15 protein-coding genes are annotated in these 14404 nt (G+C 72.4%); 5 read left to right on the top strand and 10 right to left on the bottom strand.

Annotated features, from left to right (window positions below; all coding sequences use genetic code 11):
- Positions 1 to 15: 15 nt before the first annotated feature.
- Together ACVWWH_RS00190 and trmB are read left to right on the top strand one after the other, a co-directional pair.
- Positions 16 to 1317, top strand: coding sequence for an MFS transporter (locus ACVWWH_RS00190; RefSeq protein WP_457315200.1), 1302 nt, complete (start codon positions 16 to 18; stop codon positions 1315 to 1317).
- A gap of 79 nt (positions 1318 to 1396) precedes the next feature.
- The gene (gene trmB / locus ACVWWH_RS00185) at positions 1397 to 2260 is read left to right on the top strand and encodes a tRNA (guanosine(46)-N7)-methyltransferase TrmB (protein ID WP_457315199.1); all 864 of its coding nucleotides are present in this window, start codon (positions 1397 to 1399) and stop codon (positions 2258 to 2260) included.
- 28 nt (positions 2261 to 2288) lie between these two features.
- On the opposite strand, the gene ACVWWH_RS00180 is transcribed toward trmB, so the two are convergent.
- Positions 2289 to 3005, bottom strand: a complete 717-nt coding sequence (locus ACVWWH_RS00180) for an anti-sigma factor family protein (RefSeq protein ID WP_457315198.1) — start codon at positions 3003 to 3005, stop codon at positions 2289 to 2291.
- Positions 3002 to 3511 (bottom strand): sigma-70 family RNA polymerase sigma factor, encoded by a 510-nt coding sequence (locus ACVWWH_RS00175; protein ID WP_066500249.1) that lies wholly within the window; start codon positions 3509 to 3511, stop codon positions 3002 to 3004. The genes ACVWWH_RS00180 and ACVWWH_RS00175 overlap by 4 nt, the downstream gene beginning before the upstream one ends.
- A 156-nt stretch (positions 3512 to 3667) precedes the next feature.
- On the opposite strand from ACVWWH_RS00175, the gene ACVWWH_RS00170 reads away from it, so the two are divergent.
- Positions 3668 to 3835, top strand: coding sequence for a hypothetical protein (locus ACVWWH_RS00170; protein ID WP_169803083.1), 168 nt, complete (start codon positions 3668 to 3670; stop codon positions 3833 to 3835).
- 56 nt (positions 3836 to 3891) lie between these two features.
- Here the strand turns inward: ACVWWH_RS00170 and ACVWWH_RS00165 are convergent, their stop codons facing one another.
- The 6 genes from ACVWWH_RS00165 to dnaK form a co-directional block, all read right to left on the bottom strand.
- On the bottom strand, positions 3892 to 5190 hold the full coding sequence (locus ACVWWH_RS00165; RefSeq protein WP_066500251.1) for an alpha/beta hydrolase: 1299 nt from the start codon (positions 5188 to 5190) through the stop codon (positions 3892 to 3894).
- A gap of 49 nt (positions 5191 to 5239) precedes the next feature.
- A complete protein-coding gene (locus ACVWWH_RS00160; RefSeq protein ID WP_457315197.1) occupies positions 5240 to 6163 on the bottom strand; it encodes a DMP19 family protein in 924 nt (307 codons plus the stop codon).
- A gap of 125 nt (positions 6164 to 6288) precedes the next feature.
- The gene (locus ACVWWH_RS00155; RefSeq protein WP_066500258.1) at positions 6289 to 6708 is read right to left on the bottom strand and encodes a heat shock protein transcriptional repressor HspR; all 420 of its coding nucleotides are present in this window, start codon (positions 6706 to 6708) and stop codon (positions 6289 to 6291) included.
- Positions 6709 to 6711: 3 nt separating this feature from the next.
- On the bottom strand, positions 6712 to 7692 hold the full coding sequence (locus ACVWWH_RS00150; RefSeq protein ID WP_066500261.1) for a DnaJ C-terminal domain-containing protein: 981 nt from the start codon (positions 7690 to 7692) through the stop codon (positions 6712 to 6714).
- Positions 7693 to 7847: 155 nt separating this feature from the next.
- On the bottom strand, positions 7848 to 8519 hold the full coding sequence (locus ACVWWH_RS00145; RefSeq protein ID WP_457315196.1) for a nucleotide exchange factor GrpE: 672 nt from the start codon (positions 8517 to 8519) through the stop codon (positions 7848 to 7850).
- 2 nt (positions 8520 to 8521) lie between these two features.
- On the bottom strand, positions 8522 to 10405 hold the full coding sequence (gene dnaK / locus ACVWWH_RS00140; protein WP_066500265.1) for a molecular chaperone DnaK: 1884 nt from the start codon (positions 10403 to 10405) through the stop codon (positions 8522 to 8524).
- A 184-nt stretch (positions 10406 to 10589) separates the two neighbouring features.
- On the opposite strand from dnaK, the gene ACVWWH_RS00135 reads away from it, so the two are divergent.
- Positions 10590 to 11507, top strand: coding sequence for a fumarylacetoacetate hydrolase family protein (locus ACVWWH_RS00135; RefSeq protein WP_457315195.1), 918 nt, complete (start codon positions 10590 to 10592; stop codon positions 11505 to 11507).
- Here the strand turns inward: ACVWWH_RS00135 and ACVWWH_RS00130 are convergent.
- Positions 11491 to 12894: an MFS transporter gene (locus ACVWWH_RS00130; protein ID WP_457315194.1), complete on the bottom strand. Its 1404-nt coding sequence runs from the start codon at positions 12892 to 12894 to the stop codon at positions 11491 to 11493. The two genes, ACVWWH_RS00135 and ACVWWH_RS00130, sit on opposite strands and share 17 nt — an antisense overlap.
- Positions 12895 to 12983: 89 nt before the next feature.
- Positions 12984 to 13391: a hypothetical protein gene (locus tag ACVWWH_RS00125; protein ID WP_457315193.1), complete on the bottom strand. Its 408-nt coding sequence runs from the start codon at positions 13389 to 13391 to the stop codon at positions 12984 to 12986.
- A 155-nt stretch (positions 13392 to 13546) separates the two neighbouring features.
- On the opposite strand from ACVWWH_RS00125, the gene ACVWWH_RS00120 reads away from it, so the two are divergent.
- Positions 13547 to 14377, top strand: a complete 831-nt coding sequence (locus tag ACVWWH_RS00120; protein ID WP_457315192.1) for a methyltransferase domain-containing protein — start codon at positions 13547 to 13549, stop codon at positions 14375 to 14377.
- Positions 14378 to 14404: the final 27 nt, after the last annotated feature.

Below are 14404 nucleotides of genomic sequence, written 5' to 3'. Positions count from 1 at the left end.
CCCGGAGGCCCACCCATGTCCACCAACGCCGCCGTCGCCGGACGCGTCCGCAAGGCACCCTCGACCCGGCAGACCCTCGTGAGCACGGGGGTCGGCAACGCCGTCGAATGGTTCGACTGGAACGTCTACGCGACCTTCGCGCCGTTCTTCTCGAAGCAGCTGTTCAACGGCGCAGACCCCACCTCCGCGATCCTGGCGACCCTCGCGGTCTTCGCTGTCGGCTTCCTCGCCCGGCCCTTCGGCGGGCTGGTGTTCGGCTGGATCGGGGACCGGATCGGCCGCCGGACCTCGATGACGCTCGCCGTGGCCCTCGCGGCCTTCGGCAGCCTGCTCATCGCCCTGGCCCCCACGTTCAGCTCGGTGGGCGTCCTCGCGTCCCTCGTGCTCCTCGTGGCCCGGCTCATCCAGGGCCTCGCCCACGGCGGCGAGCTGCCCTCGTCCCAGACCTACCTCTCTGAGGTGGCGCCGCGGGAGAAGCGCGGGCTCTGGTCCTCGCTCATCTACGTCTCCGGCACCATGGGCGTCCTGTTCGGCACCTTCCTCGGGGTGGTCCTCACGAGCGTGCTCAGCAAGGCCCAGATGGACTCCTTCGGCTGGCGCATTCCGTTCTTCCTCGGCGCCGTGCTCGGCCTGTACGGGCTCATCATGCGGGCCCGGATGCCCGAGACGGAGGCGTTCGAGGGCCTCACGGACGGGGCGAAGAAGCCGAAGCACCCGCTGTGGCGCTCCATCGTCGAGCACCGGAAGCAGGCCCTGCAGGTCATCGGCATGACCGTCGGGCTGACCATCATCTACTACGTGTGGGGCGTGGTGGCCCCGGCCTTCGCCATCTCGAGCCTGCACATCAACCCCACCCAGGCGCTCTGGGCGGGCGTGGGCGCCAACGTCGTCTTCCTCATCGCCCTGCCGCTGTGGGGCAGGGTCAGCGACCGGATCGGCCGCAAGAAGGTCCTGATCATCGGCGGCGCCGGGGTCGCGGTCCTGCACTTCCCGATGACCTGGCTCCTGCACGACGCCGCGTGGCAGCTGTTCGTCTCGATGTCCGTCATGCTCGTCTTCATCGCGTGCTCCGCGGCGATCGTCCCGGCGGCGTACGCGGAGATGTTCCCCGCGCACATCCGCACGGTCGGCGTCGGCGTGCCGTACTCGATCTGCGTCGCGCTGTTCGGCGGGACGGCGCCCTACCTCCAGCAGCTGTTCTCCGACGTGTTCCACCAGTCGTGGATGTTCAACGTCTACACCGTGCTCATGGTCCTCGTCTCGATCCTGACCGTCCTCGGCCTGCCCGAGACGAAGGGCAAGGACCTGCGCCACTGACCCGGCTGCCACGGACGGCGCCCCGCCAGCGCAAGCCGGCGGGGCGCCGTCGTGCGTGCCCCGGTACCCTTGGAGGGCAATGAGCGAGCACCCCGAATCCCCCGCGACCACCCCCGGCAACCCCGTCACCCCGGGCAGCCAGGCCTCCTTCGGCACGTACCGCCGCCAGCCCCTCAGCTTCGTGCGGCGCGGCACGCGGCTCCAGGGGCGCCGGCAGGCCGCGTGGGACGAGCACGCGGACGCCTACGTGGTGGACGTCCCGCGGCACGTCGCGGACACCTCCGTGCACCCCGACTACGTCTTCGACGCCGCCGCGGAGTTCGGGCGGGTGGCGCCCCTCGTCGTGGAGATCGGCTCGGGCCTCGGAGAGGCGGTCGTCGCCGCGGCGGAGGCCTCTCCGGAGCGGAACTTCCTCGCCGTGGAGGTCTACCGGCCGGGCCTGGCGAACACGCTCCTGCGGATTGGCCAGCGCGGCCTCACGAACGTGCGCGTGGTCCAGGCCAACGCCCCCGAAGTGCTCGGCTCGATGCTGCCTGCCGGCTCGGTGGACGAGCTCTGGGTCTTCTTCCCGGACCCCTGGCACAAGACGCGCCACCACAAGCGGCGCATGGTGAAGGACACCTTCGCCGCGCTCGCCGCCCGCGTCCTCGCCCCCGGCGGCCTCTGGCGGCTCGCCACGGACTGGTCCGGGTACGCGCAGCAGATGCGGGACGTCGTGGCCGCCTCGCCGGACTTCCGCAACGCGCACGACGGCGAGCTGGCCGGCCCTGCGAGCCCGCTCACCGCGGCCTGGGCCTCCGGGGTGGACTGCGAGCCCACCGGGGAGGCGGACACCGTGGGCGGGTGGGCCCCGAGGTTCGAGGGGCGGACCCTGACGAGCTTCGAGAACAAGGCCCTCAAGGCCGGCCGCGTCATCTTCGACCTCACCGCCGTGAGGGTCTGAGCCCCCTCACGTCGGGCCGCCCAGCCGGTCAGCCCAGCGACGTCCTCGCCACGGTCTGCTGGGCGGCGTCCCGGATCTCCACCGCGCGGATGGCCGGGAGCTCGAAGGAGGTGGCGCCGGTCAGGACGGCCCGGCCCGAGTACCCGGTCGAGCTCCACGCGCCGGCCTGCTGCGCCGTGCCCCCGGCCGAGACGACCCAGACCGTGTAGGCCCCGCCGTTCGGCATGCCCCGGCAGGTGAGGTCGAGCTCGGTCCCCCAGGCCCTGGCCACGAGCGCGAGGTCGATGCGCGCGCCGTCGCCCGAAGCGAGCGTCACGGTGGTCGCCCCAGCCGTGGCCGAAGCGCTCGGCGACGGCGGCGCCGCCTGCCCCGGGCGGGCGCCCAGCGTGGGGCCGAGTGCGATCCCGGCGGCGAAGAACCCCGCCGCCGCGGCCGCGAGGGAAGCGGTCCACGCCGCCGCACGCGCACGACGGCGCCGGGTCACCCGGGCGAGCAGCTCGCGCGGTGCGGTGCCCGGCTCGGGTGCGCGGCCGGCGTCGTCCGCGATCTGCGCGGCGCGCTCCGACGGCACCGCGTCCAGGAGCGCCGGCAGCGTCTCGAGCCCGGCGAGCTCGGCGCGGCACTGGGCGCACTGGGCGAGGTGGTCCTCGACGGCCTGCCGCTCCTGCCCGCTGAGGGCGCCGAGCACGTAGGCGCCGAGGTCCATCCGCTGCTCGTGGCCCTGCCGGAACTCTCCTGTGGTCATCGGTCCACCCCCATCTCGTCGAGCGCGGCGCGGAGGGCCCGGAGCGCGTAGAAGCAGCGGGACTTCACCGTGCCCGCCGGCACGCCGAGCTCCACGGCCGCCTCGGCGACCGTGAGCCTCCGGTAGTGGACCGCGACGAGCGCCTGGCGGTGCTCCGGGGTGAGCCGGGCGAGCGCCTCCTCCATGACCACGCGGTCCAGGAGCTCGTCGATGCGCTCGGCGTCCACGGCCACGGCGAAGCGGTCGCCGGCCTCGTCCACCGACGCCACCGTGCGCGGACGGCGCGAGGCGAGGCGGTGCTGGTCGACGATGAGGTTCCGCACGGTGCGGTAGAGGTAGGGGCGCAGGCCCTGGGTCCCGGGCGGGGCGTGCCGCCAGACCCTGATGATCGCCTCCTGCACGATGTCCTCCGCCTTCTCGCGGTCCACGGCGCCACGGGCGAAGCGGCGCAGGGCGGCGCCGTGCTCGCGGTACAGCGCCGCGACCGCTTCCTCGTCCATGGGCATGGGGACCTCCTTGCCCCTACACACGTCCTCCACGCCGCCGCGGTTCACGTACGGCGCGCCCCCGATCATTCTGCGGCGCTGCGCCCGGACAGCGGCACCTCTGGAAGAGCCTCCCGGCCGCGGGTAGTGTGGGGAGCCCGAGGTGGAGGAGGAACCATGTCAGACTTCCGCACCTACACGGAAGAGGAGAAGCACAGTTTCGTCGCGCCGTCGTGCGAGCTCTGCGGGCAGCACCGGCACATCGTGTGGCAGCAGGACGGGGACAAGTGGGTCCCCCGGGACAAGGGCTGCTCCAACGAGGCCTGTCCGCAGTACAACGGCTGACGGCCTGCGCGGCCACCCGCACGCGCTCCCCTGACGGGCGGCGCTGTGCGGGTGGCCTACTTCTGTCCGCCCAGGCCGAGGACCGGGAAGAGGACCTCGAAGGCTTCGCGGAACCCGCCTCCGATCGCTCCGTGGACGTGGCCCGCGCCGGGGACGGTGCGGAAGGACGCGGCCATGCCGGCCGCCTTGGCCGCCTGCTCGGCCCGCCGGACCCCGGGCGTGAACGTGGGATCGCCCGAGCCGACCGTGAAGACCGCCGTGATGTGCGAGTACGCGCCGCGGTGCCGGGCGAGGATGGCGGCGGGCTTGGCGGCGTCGAAGGCCTTCACGTCGCCGTGGAAGACGTCGGTGATGACGGCCTGCGGCGACTCGGCGCCGGGGTACTCCTCCCCCGACGCAGAGAACATGGCCCCGAACAGCGCGGGCCGTTCGGCAGCGAGCTTGAAGGCGCACGCCCCGCCGTTCGAGTACCCGCCGATCGCGGTGTGGGCCGCGTCCCCGAGGACGTTGAAGGTGCGCCTGGCCCAGGGGATGACGTCGTCCAGGATGTAGCTCTCCGCCGGGCCGTAGGTTGTCGAGTCGGCACAGGCCGGATCGCCCTTGGTGCCGATCTGGTCCGCGACGACCACGATCGGCGCCAGGCCCCGGTGGGTGGCGGCGAAGGCGTCGAGCACGTTGGCGACGGCGCCGGGGTCCGGGGTGCCCGGGTCGCCCATCATCAGGATGACGAGCGGCAGCCGGACCGGGTGGGCGGTCAGGGCCGCGGGCGGGAGGTAGACGCCGGCGCGGCGCGCGGGGAAGCCGTTCGAGGGGATCTGCACGGTACCCCGGCGTCCCACGGCGGGCATTCCGGCGGGCGGGGTCCATCCTGACAGGAGCTTTCCCGCCGAGGCGCCCCTGGCGGGCCCGACGTCCTTGGCCAGCGCGCCGAGGTCGATCGGCGCCCCGGTCGACACCCCGACGAGGGCTCCCAGCGTCCGGTCGTAGCCGAAGTAGGCGTTGATGGCAGTCCCGCCGGAGACGGCGACGACGAGGACGCCCGCCGCAGCCAGTGCCCTGCGCCAGGCCGGCCGGTCCCACAGGCAGGCCAGGGCGACTCCGCCCGCCGCGCAGGTCGCCATGAGAAGGCGGCCGACGTCCTCCGGGAGGTAGAGGCCGAGGAAGTCCGCGGCATCCCACACGATATAGAACGTGAGCCCCACGAGGGTCCCGGCCGCCGCGGCGAGCAGGAGCCGCTGGGCCCGCCAGCGGTCCGACCGGGCCGCGATGAGCACCACGAGGACCGCGACGCCGGCGGCGACCACGCCGCCCACGAAGGCCCCGTCGAGGATGTCGAGGCTGTAGAGCCAGTCCATGCCGCCTCCCGGCCCACGTCAGGGCGCACGGCCGGCGCCGGCCGGCGGCTCAGGGGGCCGTCTGCGCTGCGCGTCCGTCCTCGGGGCCGCCCCGCCGGGAGGCCTCGACCGCACCATGCCCATCGGCATCATCATCGGCCGTCCAGTCGTCCTCGTCCAGCTCCACGAACTCGACGGTGGCGAGGACCGTCCCGTCCTCGGCGTCGACCATCGCGGCCTCGTCGCCCTCCTCCACCATCACGTACTCCCCCAGGTCGGTAGTGAAGCGCCACGCGAAGGCCTCGGCACCGCGGTGCACGTAGGCCGCGTCGGCGGCCGTGACGGCCACGAGCTCGTGGCCGGCGGCGTCGCACAGCTCGCGGATCACGAGCTCGTGGTCGGGCATGTCGCCCAGCCCGCTCCGGTCCTCTGCAGCCCGGCGCTCCTCGAGGTCGTCGATGAGCCCCACGCGGCGCGCGATCTCGTCCTCGATGCCGTCCTCGTCGAGGGCGAGCAGGCCCTCCTGGCCCCTGAGCCAGGCAGCGTTGAGCGCCAGGAGGTCCTCCTGCTCGAGGAGTGCCTCGAACCTGTCGTCGAGGGCCTCGGCCCGGGCCACGGCGACGGAGCCGTCCGCGTCCCCCTCGAGGTACGCCTCGGTGTCCTCCACGGTCAGGGCCGCGACCGCGGCAGCGAGCTCATCGAAGAGGGCCAGGTGCCCGGCCGCGCCCATCTCGCGCAGGCCCTCGCGGACGAGGCGGTCGACCTGCGCCCGCTCGTGCGCCGCGAGGGCGTACTGTGCGAAGCCGCCGTCGAGCATCTGCGCGAGGTAGAAGTCCACGTAGTAGCTGCGCAGCGCGTTCGGGGCGATCTCGCGCTCGTCGAGCAGTTCCTCGTACATGGCGTTGACGATGTCGATGTTGGCGTCCACGACGGCTTCGTCGCCGGCCGTGAGGGCCTCGGCCGGGAGGACGACGGGATGCTGGGCGGTGCTCATGCGGGGCTCCTCGCTCGTGCGGTCACTCACGCATCGAACGTACGACGCCGCCGGCACCGCGCGCGGGGCACCCCGGCCGCCGCCCGGTGAACGTTGGGCGAACCTTGGGGGTCCCGTGCCGGCCGTCAGCGCTGCGGGCGCCAGACCACGAGGGCCTGGGACCGCGGTTCGGGCCGCTGCCCGCGCGCGAGGCTCACGACGTCCCCGGCGATTCCGGCGGCGAACACGCGCCGGGCCTCGCTGGCGCGCTGCGTGTTGGCGAGCTCGGCCTGGAGCTCGGTCACGCGCGCACGCAAGGCCGCGACCTGGTTCTCGAGCTCGAGGATGCGGCGGATCCCCTCGAGGGACACGCCGTCCTTCGAGAGCCGCTGCACCTCCCGCAGCATCTCGACGTCGCGCTGGGAGTAGCGGCGCTGGCGGCCGCCCTGGCGGGACGGCGAGACGATCCCCAGACGGTCGTACTGGCGCAGCGTCTGGGGGTGCATCTCGGCCAGCTCTGCCGCCACCGAGATCACGAAGATCGGAGCGTACGGGTCGATGGCCATGGCCTAGAGCCTCGCTTTCTCCGCAAGGTGTGCGCGCGGGTCCGACTGGCCGTTCTTGGAGACGGCCTCCGCGAAGGTGCGGATGGCCTGCTCGGCCTCCTTCGAGAGGTTCTTGGGGACGACGACGTCGACGGTGACGAGGAGGTCGCCCGAGCCCTTGGAGGTCTTCACGCCGCGGCCCTTCACCCGTAGCGTCCGGCCGGAGCTCGTCCCGGCCGGGACCTTCATCTTCACGCTCGGGCCGTCCGCGGTGGGGACCTCGATCTGGGCGCCGAGGGCGGCCTCGTCGAAGGTCACGGGCACGTGGATGCGGAGGTTGTCGCCCTCGCGCGTGAAGAAGTCGTGCGGTCGGACGTGGACGGTGACCATGAGGTCGCCCGGCCCGGCCGATCCGGGGCCGCCCTTGCCGCGGACGCGGACCTTCTGCCCGTCCCGGATGCCCGCGGGGATGCGGACCTCGATGACCTCGCCGTCGCGCTCGCGCAGGCCCACCGTGGTGCCGCGAATGGACCCGGCGAAGGAGATCGTGGTGCTGGCCTGGCGGTCCGCACCGCGCTGGGGCGGGGGCTGGAAGCCCGCGCCGCCGAATCCGCCGCCGCCGAAGAGGTCGGCGAACTCGGGCGGGAGGTTGCCGGTGTTGAACCCGCGCGAGTGGCGGCCGGGGCCGCCGCCGAACAGCCCGCCGAAGAGGTCCTCGAAGCCGGCCGCGCCGGCCCCGCCGCCGGGGCCGCCCGCGGAGAAGCGCGCGCCGCCCATGGCGCGGATCGCGTCGTACTGCTGGCGCTGCTCGGGGTCGGACAGGACGGAGTTGGCCTCCGTGATGTCCTTGAATTTCTTCTCGGCCTCGGCGTCACCCGGGTTCTGGTCCGGATGGTACTTGCGGGCGAGCTTGCGGTAGGCCTTCTTGATGTCGGCCTCGGAGGCGTCCTTGGACACGCCCAGAATGGCGTAGAAGTCCTTCTCCACCCAGTCCTGACTGGCCACGAACGCTCCTTAGATCAACTGCTGCTTCAAGTGTGCACGGTTTCGGGTACAGATCTCGTCACGGATATGCCGTTTCGGGTACGCGGGCGAGGGCGCCCGCGTACCCGAAACGCCCAGAGGGCGACGAGATGCGTACCCGAAACGGGAGGGGTGGGTCAGCCCTGCGGCGTCGCCACGATCACCTGGGCCGCGCGCAGCACGCGCGCCGAGGTCCGGTAGCCCGTGCGGAGCACCTGCTGGACCGTGTCCACCTCGATGCCCTCCCCCGGCTGCTGGATGAGGGCCTCGTGGATGTTCGGGTCGAACTCGACGCCCGCCTGGTCGATCCGCTCCAGCCCCTGGCCGGCGACGATCGACTCGAGCTTGCCGGCGATCGAGGCGAACGGGCCGCCCTCCAGGTCGCCGTGGGCCCGGGCCGCGTCGATGTCGTCCAGGACCGGCAGCAGCGAGCTCAGCACGCCCAACGTGGCGACCTCCCCCGCGACCGCGCGGTCGCGGTCGACCCGGCGGCGGTAGTTCACGTACTCCGCCTGGAGGCGCAGCAGGTCGTTGCGCAGCTCGGCCACCACGGCCGCCTGCCCCTCCTGCTCGCCGGCCTCGGCCTCATTGAGGATCTGCTCGGCCTGCGCCAGCGCGTCCCCCGAGTCGTGGGCCTCGTCCACGGGCTGCATCTCCTCGTGGCCGTCGTGCGGGGCGGCCTCGGAGGCCTCCGCGCCCTCCGGGTGCCGGGCCTGGCCGGTGACCGGGTCCACCTTGCGGTTGTCCCAGATCACCGGCTCGGGGCGCTCGGACCCGTGCTCGTTCTCGTTTCCGTGGTGAGGGGCCATGGTTACTTCTTCTCGTCCTCGTCAACGATCTCGGCGTCGACGATGTCCTCGTCGGCGTTCGCCGACGCGCCGGCGTGGGCACCCGCGTCGTGCGTCCCGGCCTGCGCGCCGTCGCCCGCGGCGGCACCCGCCTGCGACTGGGCGTAGATCGCCTCGCCGAGCTTGGTCTGGGACTGCTGGAGCTTCTCGAACGCGGCCTTCACCTCGTCGTCGTTGTCCGTGCCCTCGAGCGCCTTCTTGAGGGCGTCGACGTCGGCCTGCACCTCGGCGCGGACCTCCTCGGGCAGCTTGTCCTTGTTGTCGGCGATGAGCTTGTCCACAGAGTAGGCGAGCTGCTCGGCGGAGTTGCGGCGGTCTGCGGCCTCGCGGCGCTGCTTGTCCTCGGCGGCGTGGGCCTCGGCCTCGGCGACCATGCGGTCGATGTCGTCCTTGGACAGCGCGGTGCCGCCCGTGATCGTCATCGACTGCTCCTTGCCGGTGCCCTTGTCCTTCGCGGAGACGTGCACGATGCCGTTGGCGTCGATGTCGAAGGTGACCTCGATCTGCGGGATGCCGCGCGGGGCCGGCGCGATGCCGGTCAGCTCGAAGGTGCCGAGCGGCTTGTTGTCGCGGGTGAACTCGCGCTCGCCCTGGAACACCTGGATCGACACCGAGGGCTGGTTGTCGTCAGCGGTCGTGAAGGTCTCGGAGCGCTTGGTCGGGATGGCCGTGTTGCGCTCGATGAGCTTGGTCATCACGCCGCCCTTGGTCTCGATGCCGAGGGAGAGCGGGGTGACGTCGATGAGGAGGACGTCCTTGCGCTCGCCCTTGAGGACACCGGCCTGGAGCGCGGCGCCGACGGCCACGACCTCGTCCGGGTTCACGCCCTTGTTCGGCTCCTTGCCGCCGGTGAGCTCCTTGACGAGCTCGGACACGGCCGGCATGCGGGTCGAGCCGCCGACGAGGACCACGTGGTCGATGTCCGCGACCTTGATGCCGGCCTCGGAGATGACGTCGTGGAACGGCTTCTTGGTGCGCTCGAGCAGGTCCTTGGTGAGGTCCTGGAACTTGGCGCGCGAGAGGGACTCGTCGAGGTGCACCGGGCCGTCGGGGGTGACGGAGAGGTACTGGAGGGAGATGTTGGTGCTCGTCGAGGACGAGAGCTCCTTCTTGGCCTGCTCGGCGGCCTCGCGGAGGCGCTGGAGGGCGATCTTGTCCTTGGACAGGTCGATGCCCTTGACCTTGAGCTGGCCGAGGAGGTACTCGACGACGCGCTGGTCCCAGTCGTCGCCGCCGAGGCGGTTGTCGCCGGCGGTCGCGCGGACCTGGATGGTCGAGAAGCCGTCCTCGTCCTTGCCGACCTCGAGGAGGGAGACGTCGAAGGTGCCGCCGCCGAGGTCGAAGACGAGGATGAGCTCGTCCTCCTTGCCCTTGTCGAGGCCGTAGGCGAGCGCGGCCGCGGTGGGCTCGTTGATGATGCGCAGGACGTTCATGCCCGCGATCTCGCCGGCCTCCTTGGTGGCCTGGCGCTCGGCGTCGTTGAAGTACGCCGGGACCGTGATCACGGCATCGGTGACCTTCTCGCCCAGGTACGACTCGGCGTCGTTCTTGAGCTTCATGAGGATGCGCGCGGAGATCTCCTGCGGCGTGTACTTCTTGTCATCGATGTTGACCGTCCAGTCGGTGCCCATGTGGCGCTTGACGGACGCGATGGTGCGCTCGATGTTGTTCACCGCCTGGCGCTTCGCGATCTCGCCGACCAGCACCTCGCCGGTCTTGGAGAAGGCGACGACCGACGGCGTGGTGCGGCCGCCCTCGGCATTCGCGATGACGGTCGGCTCGCCGCCCTCCAGGACGGAGACGACGGAGTTGGTGGTGCCCAGGTCGATGCCGACTGCACGGGACATAGGTTCCTCCTGCTGGTTTCTGGTCTGGACCAAGTTGAGCGGTCTGCACTCAACTCTACGCAGCCCGAGCTGGATGTCAAATGAAGTTGAGTGAGGTCGACTCAAGTTCATCACCTGACCGGTCCGGGCGGAGGGCGCTAGGCTTTCTTCCATCGGAATGAAGTTTCCACATGATGGAGGACGAATGAAGTTCCTGAGACTCGGCGACGCCGGCGCGGAGCAGCCCGCCGTCCTCGCGGCCGGCCTCGACGGCACCGACGGCACCGACGGCACCGACGGCACCGACGGCACCGAGCGGGCCTACAGCCTGCTCCCGCTCACCCGGGACATCGACGGAGCCTTCCTCGCGCACGACGGCGCAGCCCGGGTCCGCGCGGCCCTCGCCGCCGGGGAACTCCCGGCCCTCGACCCGGTCGGCCTGAGGATCGGTGCGCCGGTGGCGCGCCCGCGGTCCGTGATCGCGATCGGCCTGAACTATGCCGACCACGCGGCCGAGGCCGGCGCCGACGTCCCGACCGTCCCGGTCGTCTTCCTCAAGCCCACAAGCACCGTCGCGGGCCCCTTCGACCCGGCCCCCTACCCGGCCGCGGCCGGGAAGTACGACTGGGAGGCGGAGCTTGCCATCGTGGTGGGCCGCGACGCCCACCTGCTGCCCACCGTGGCGGCCGCCGCGGAGTGCATCGCCGGCTACGCCTGTGCCAACGACCTCTCCGAGCGCGACTGGCAGATGGGCGCGGCCGGGCAGTGGACCAAGGGCAAGTCCTCCCCCGGCTCCACCCCGCTCGGCCCCTGGCTCGTCCCGGCCGACGAGACCGATCCGGCGGACCTTCGCGTGCGCAGCTGGGTCAACGGCGAGCCGCGCCAGGACTCCCGGACCGCGGACCTCGTCTTCTCCCCGGCCGAGCTCGTCCACCACGTGAGCCAGTACATGCTGCTCGAGGCCGGCGATGTGATCCTCACCGGGACCCCGGCCGGGGTGGCCCTCTCCGGCCGCTTCCCCTACCTCGCCCCCGGCGACACGGTCGAGGTCGAGGTCGAGGGCCTCGGGCGCCAGCGCTGCGTGCTCACGGCCGAGCACGCCGGGATCACCGGCGCCCGCTGACCTCGGTCCCCGCGTGCCGCGGCAGCAGCGCGCTGTCCGCGACCGAGGCGAGCATGAGCACCGCGATCGCGGCGAAGGCGAACCGGTAGGGCAGGGCCGCCGCGTGCCCGGCCGCCTCGGGCAGCCACGCCACCCCTGCCCGGATGAGGAGCGCGCCGACGGCGACGCCGAGGGCCGCGGCCAGCTGGACGAGGGTGTTGGCGATCGCGTTGGCGCTCGGCAGCTGCTCCGCCGAGACGTCGGCGTACTGGACGTTCATGTAGGCGGAGAAGCCGATGGAGCGGAACGCCCCCGAGGCCACGAGCAGGAGCGCGATCAGCGCCTCCGGGGTCTCGGGGGCGAGCAGCGCGCACCCGGCGAACGTCGCCGCGGACGCCGCCGCGGCGGCCACGAGCACCGGTTTGAACCCGAAGCGGCGGATGAGCGGCGTCGTCGCCGGCTTGACGCCGATGTTGCCGACGAACACGGCCGCCACCAGCAGCCCCGAATGCACCGGGTCCCAGCCGAACCCGTCCTGGAAGAGCAGCGGCAGCAGGAACGGCACGGCCTGGATGGTGAGCCGGTAGACGAAGCCTCCCGTCTGGGTCGAACGGAACGTGCGCACGCGCAGCACCGAGAAGTCGAAGAGCGGGCGGGGCGCGCGGCCCATCCAGGCCACGGCGGCGGCCAGGCCGGCGAGTCCCAGCGCGAGGGTGGCCGCCGCCCAGCCGGCGGGGCGGCCCTCGCTGAGGAGCTCGAGGCCCACCACCACGGCCGCGACCCCGAGGGTCGTGAGCCCGAGCCCCGGCCAGTCGAGCCGGCGGCCGGCATCGGCGCCGCTCGCGGGCACGAGCCGCAGCGCGGCCACGAGCGCGGCGGCGCCCAGAGGGAGGTTGACCAGGAAGATCCAGTGCCAGGAGAGGTACTGGGTGAGCGCCCCGCCCACGAGCGGGGCGAGGACTGGGGCGAGCAGGCCGGGCCAGACGAGGAACGCCGTGGCTTTCAGGAGCTCGCCCTTGGGCGTGCCGCGGAGCACCACGAGCGAGCCGACCGGGACCATCATCGCCCCGCCGAAGCCCTGCACGGCCCGGAAGGCCGTGAGCGCCGCGAGGCCGGGGCTCAGCGCGCACGCGAGCGAGGCGAGGGTGAAGACCAGGATCGCCGACGTGAAGACGCGCCGCGGCCCGAAGCGCTCGGCGAGCCAGGAGCTGAACGGGATGCCCATCGCGACGGCGACGAGGTAGGCGGTCATGGCCACATTGACGTCGGCCGGGGGCACCCCGAAGTCGGCGCCGATGGCCGGCAGGGCCGTCGCCAGGGCCGTGCCGTCGAGGAACTCCATGAAGTACGTCGCGGCGACGAGCAGCGCGAGACGGGGGTTCCAGGCAGCCGGGGCGGGTGAGGTCACCGGCTCAGGGTAGCGAGGGCGCGGCGCGCGCGGGAGGAGGGTCTCGCCAGGCGGGCCGGCCCGCGGAGGCGGGCGGCCGGCGTCGTGCGTCAGTAGGCGGGGTACGTGAGGGCGCTGTTGACCATCTCGGCGTTGCCCGAGGCCGCCACCGCCCAGATCACGCCCACCGTGAGGACCGCGCTGATGAGCAGCCACACGAGGCTGAACCTGACGAGGGTGCGGGCATCGGAGCGGCTGACCGAGGCGGTGTCGGTGCGGACCGCGTGGAGCTGCGCGCCGAGGCGGGCCATCGGCGAGGGGGCAGAGGCGAGGACCGAGTTCGAGGCGCAGTCGATGCTGCCGTCGCGCAGGGTCGCGACCATGCGGTTGGCGCGGCGGTCCAGGCGCAGGCTCGCGATGTTGTCGCCGTGGCGGGCGAGGAGGATGTCCTCGCCGAGGCGCATGCGGCCGTGCCGGCGGATTCCGTGGGCGCTGTTCGAGCTGTGGGTCAGGGACATCTGTGCTCCTCTCGGGATGAGGGGCACCATTGCCCGTCAGGTCGTATATGATTCGCCCTCAACTTTACGGGCCGAGGCGGAGCGACCGGCGCGAAACCGTGCTATAGGTAGCCAACTTCACACGCTGGTGTGACCCGATCCCCTAACGTGGTGTCATGGAAGCGCCGGACAGCACCGCCAAGACCCCCGACGACGTCTACACCCACGGCCACCACGAGAGCGTGGTGCGGGCCCACGCGGCGCGGACGGCCGAGAATTCCGCCGCGTTCCTCCTCCCGCACCTCACCCCCGGGCTGACGGTGCTCGACGTCGGCTGCGGGCCCGGGAGCATCACGTGCGACTTCGCCACGCTCGTCGCCCCGGGCCACGTGACCGGCCTGGACCGTTCCGAGGACGTCGTGGCCCAGGCGCGGGCGCTCGCCGAGGAGCGCGGGGTGGCCAACGCGTCCTTCCTGGCGGGCAATGTGTACGACCTCGAGCTCGACGACGAGACGTTCGATGTGGTCCATGCCCATCAGGTCCTGCAGCACCTCACCGACCCCGTCGCGGCGCTGCGGGAGATGCGCCGCGTGGCCAAGCCGGGCGGGCTGGTCGCAGTGCGGGACGCGGACTTCCACGGGATGAGCTGGTACCCGGAGCTGGACGAGCTCGATGAATGGATGGACCTCTACCAGCGCATCGCGCGGCGCAACGGCGCCGAGCCGGATGCCGGGCGGCGGCTCGTGGGCTGGATGCAGGAGGCTGGCTTCACGGACGTCTCCCCCAGCAGCAGCAACTGGCTGTACGCGACGCCGCAGCAGCGGGCCTGGCAGGCGCGCGTGTGGAGCGAACGCGTGCTGCACTCCGCATTCGCCGAGCAGGCCCTCGAGTACGGCTTCGCCGAACAGGCGGGCCTCGAGCGGATCGCGGCGGGCTGGCACCGCTGGGGATCCTCCGCAGACGGCTGGTTCCTCATCCCCAACGGCGAGGTGATCGGCCGAGCCTAGGACTGGCGGGCCCGCGCCCGACGCGGC

It is taken from the genome of Sinomonas sp. RB5, from assembly GCF_054063535.1.
This window is presented reverse-complemented; position numbering and strand designations above follow the sequence as displayed.

Excerpts from the sequence above, each read along its gene's own strand:
- ACVWWH_RS00190 (WP_457315200.1), top strand. The coding sequence starts at position 16 with ATGTCCACCAACGCCGCCGTCGCCGGACGCGTCCGCAAGGCACCCTCG.
- trmB (WP_457315199.1), top strand. The coding sequence starts at position 1,397 with ATGAGCGAGCACCCCGAATCCCCCGCGACCACCCCCGGCAACCCCGTC.
- ACVWWH_RS00180 (WP_457315198.1), bottom strand. The coding sequence starts at position 3,005 with ATGACCACAGGAGAGTTCCGGCAGGGCCACGAGCAGCGGATGGACCTC.
- ACVWWH_RS00175 (WP_066500249.1), bottom strand. The coding sequence starts at position 3,511 with ATGCCCATGGACGAGGAAGCGGTCGCGGCGCTGTACCGCGAGCACGGC.
- ACVWWH_RS00170 (WP_169803083.1), top strand. The coding sequence starts at position 3,668 with ATGTCAGACTTCCGCACCTACACGGAAGAGGAGAAGCACAGTTTCGTC.
- ACVWWH_RS00165 (WP_066500251.1), bottom strand. The coding sequence starts at position 5,190 with ATGGACTGGCTCTACAGCCTCGACATCCTCGACGGGGCCTTCGTGGGC.
- ACVWWH_RS00160 (WP_457315197.1), bottom strand. The coding sequence starts at position 6,163 with ATGAGCACCGCCCAGCATCCCGTCGTCCTCCCGGCCGAGGCCCTCACG.
- ACVWWH_RS00155 (WP_066500258.1), bottom strand. The coding sequence starts at position 6,708 with ATGGCCATCGACCCGTACGCTCCGATCTTCGTGATCTCGGTGGCGGCA.
- ACVWWH_RS00145 (WP_457315196.1), bottom strand. The coding sequence starts at position 8,519 with ATGGCCCCTCACCACGGAAACGAGAACGAGCACGGGTCCGAGCGCCCC.
- dnaK (WP_066500265.1), bottom strand. The coding sequence starts at position 10,405 with ATGTCCCGTGCAGTCGGCATCGACCTGGGCACCACCAACTCCGTCGTC.
- ACVWWH_RS00135 (WP_457315195.1), top strand. The coding sequence starts at position 10,590 with ATGAAGTTCCTGAGACTCGGCGACGCCGGCGCGGAGCAGCCCGCCGTC.
- ACVWWH_RS00125 (WP_457315193.1), bottom strand. The coding sequence starts at position 13,391 with ATGTCCCTGACCCACAGCTCGAACAGCGCCCACGGAATCCGCCGGCAC.
- ACVWWH_RS00120 (WP_457315192.1), top strand. The coding sequence starts at position 13,547 with ATGGAAGCGCCGGACAGCACCGCCAAGACCCCCGACGACGTCTACACC.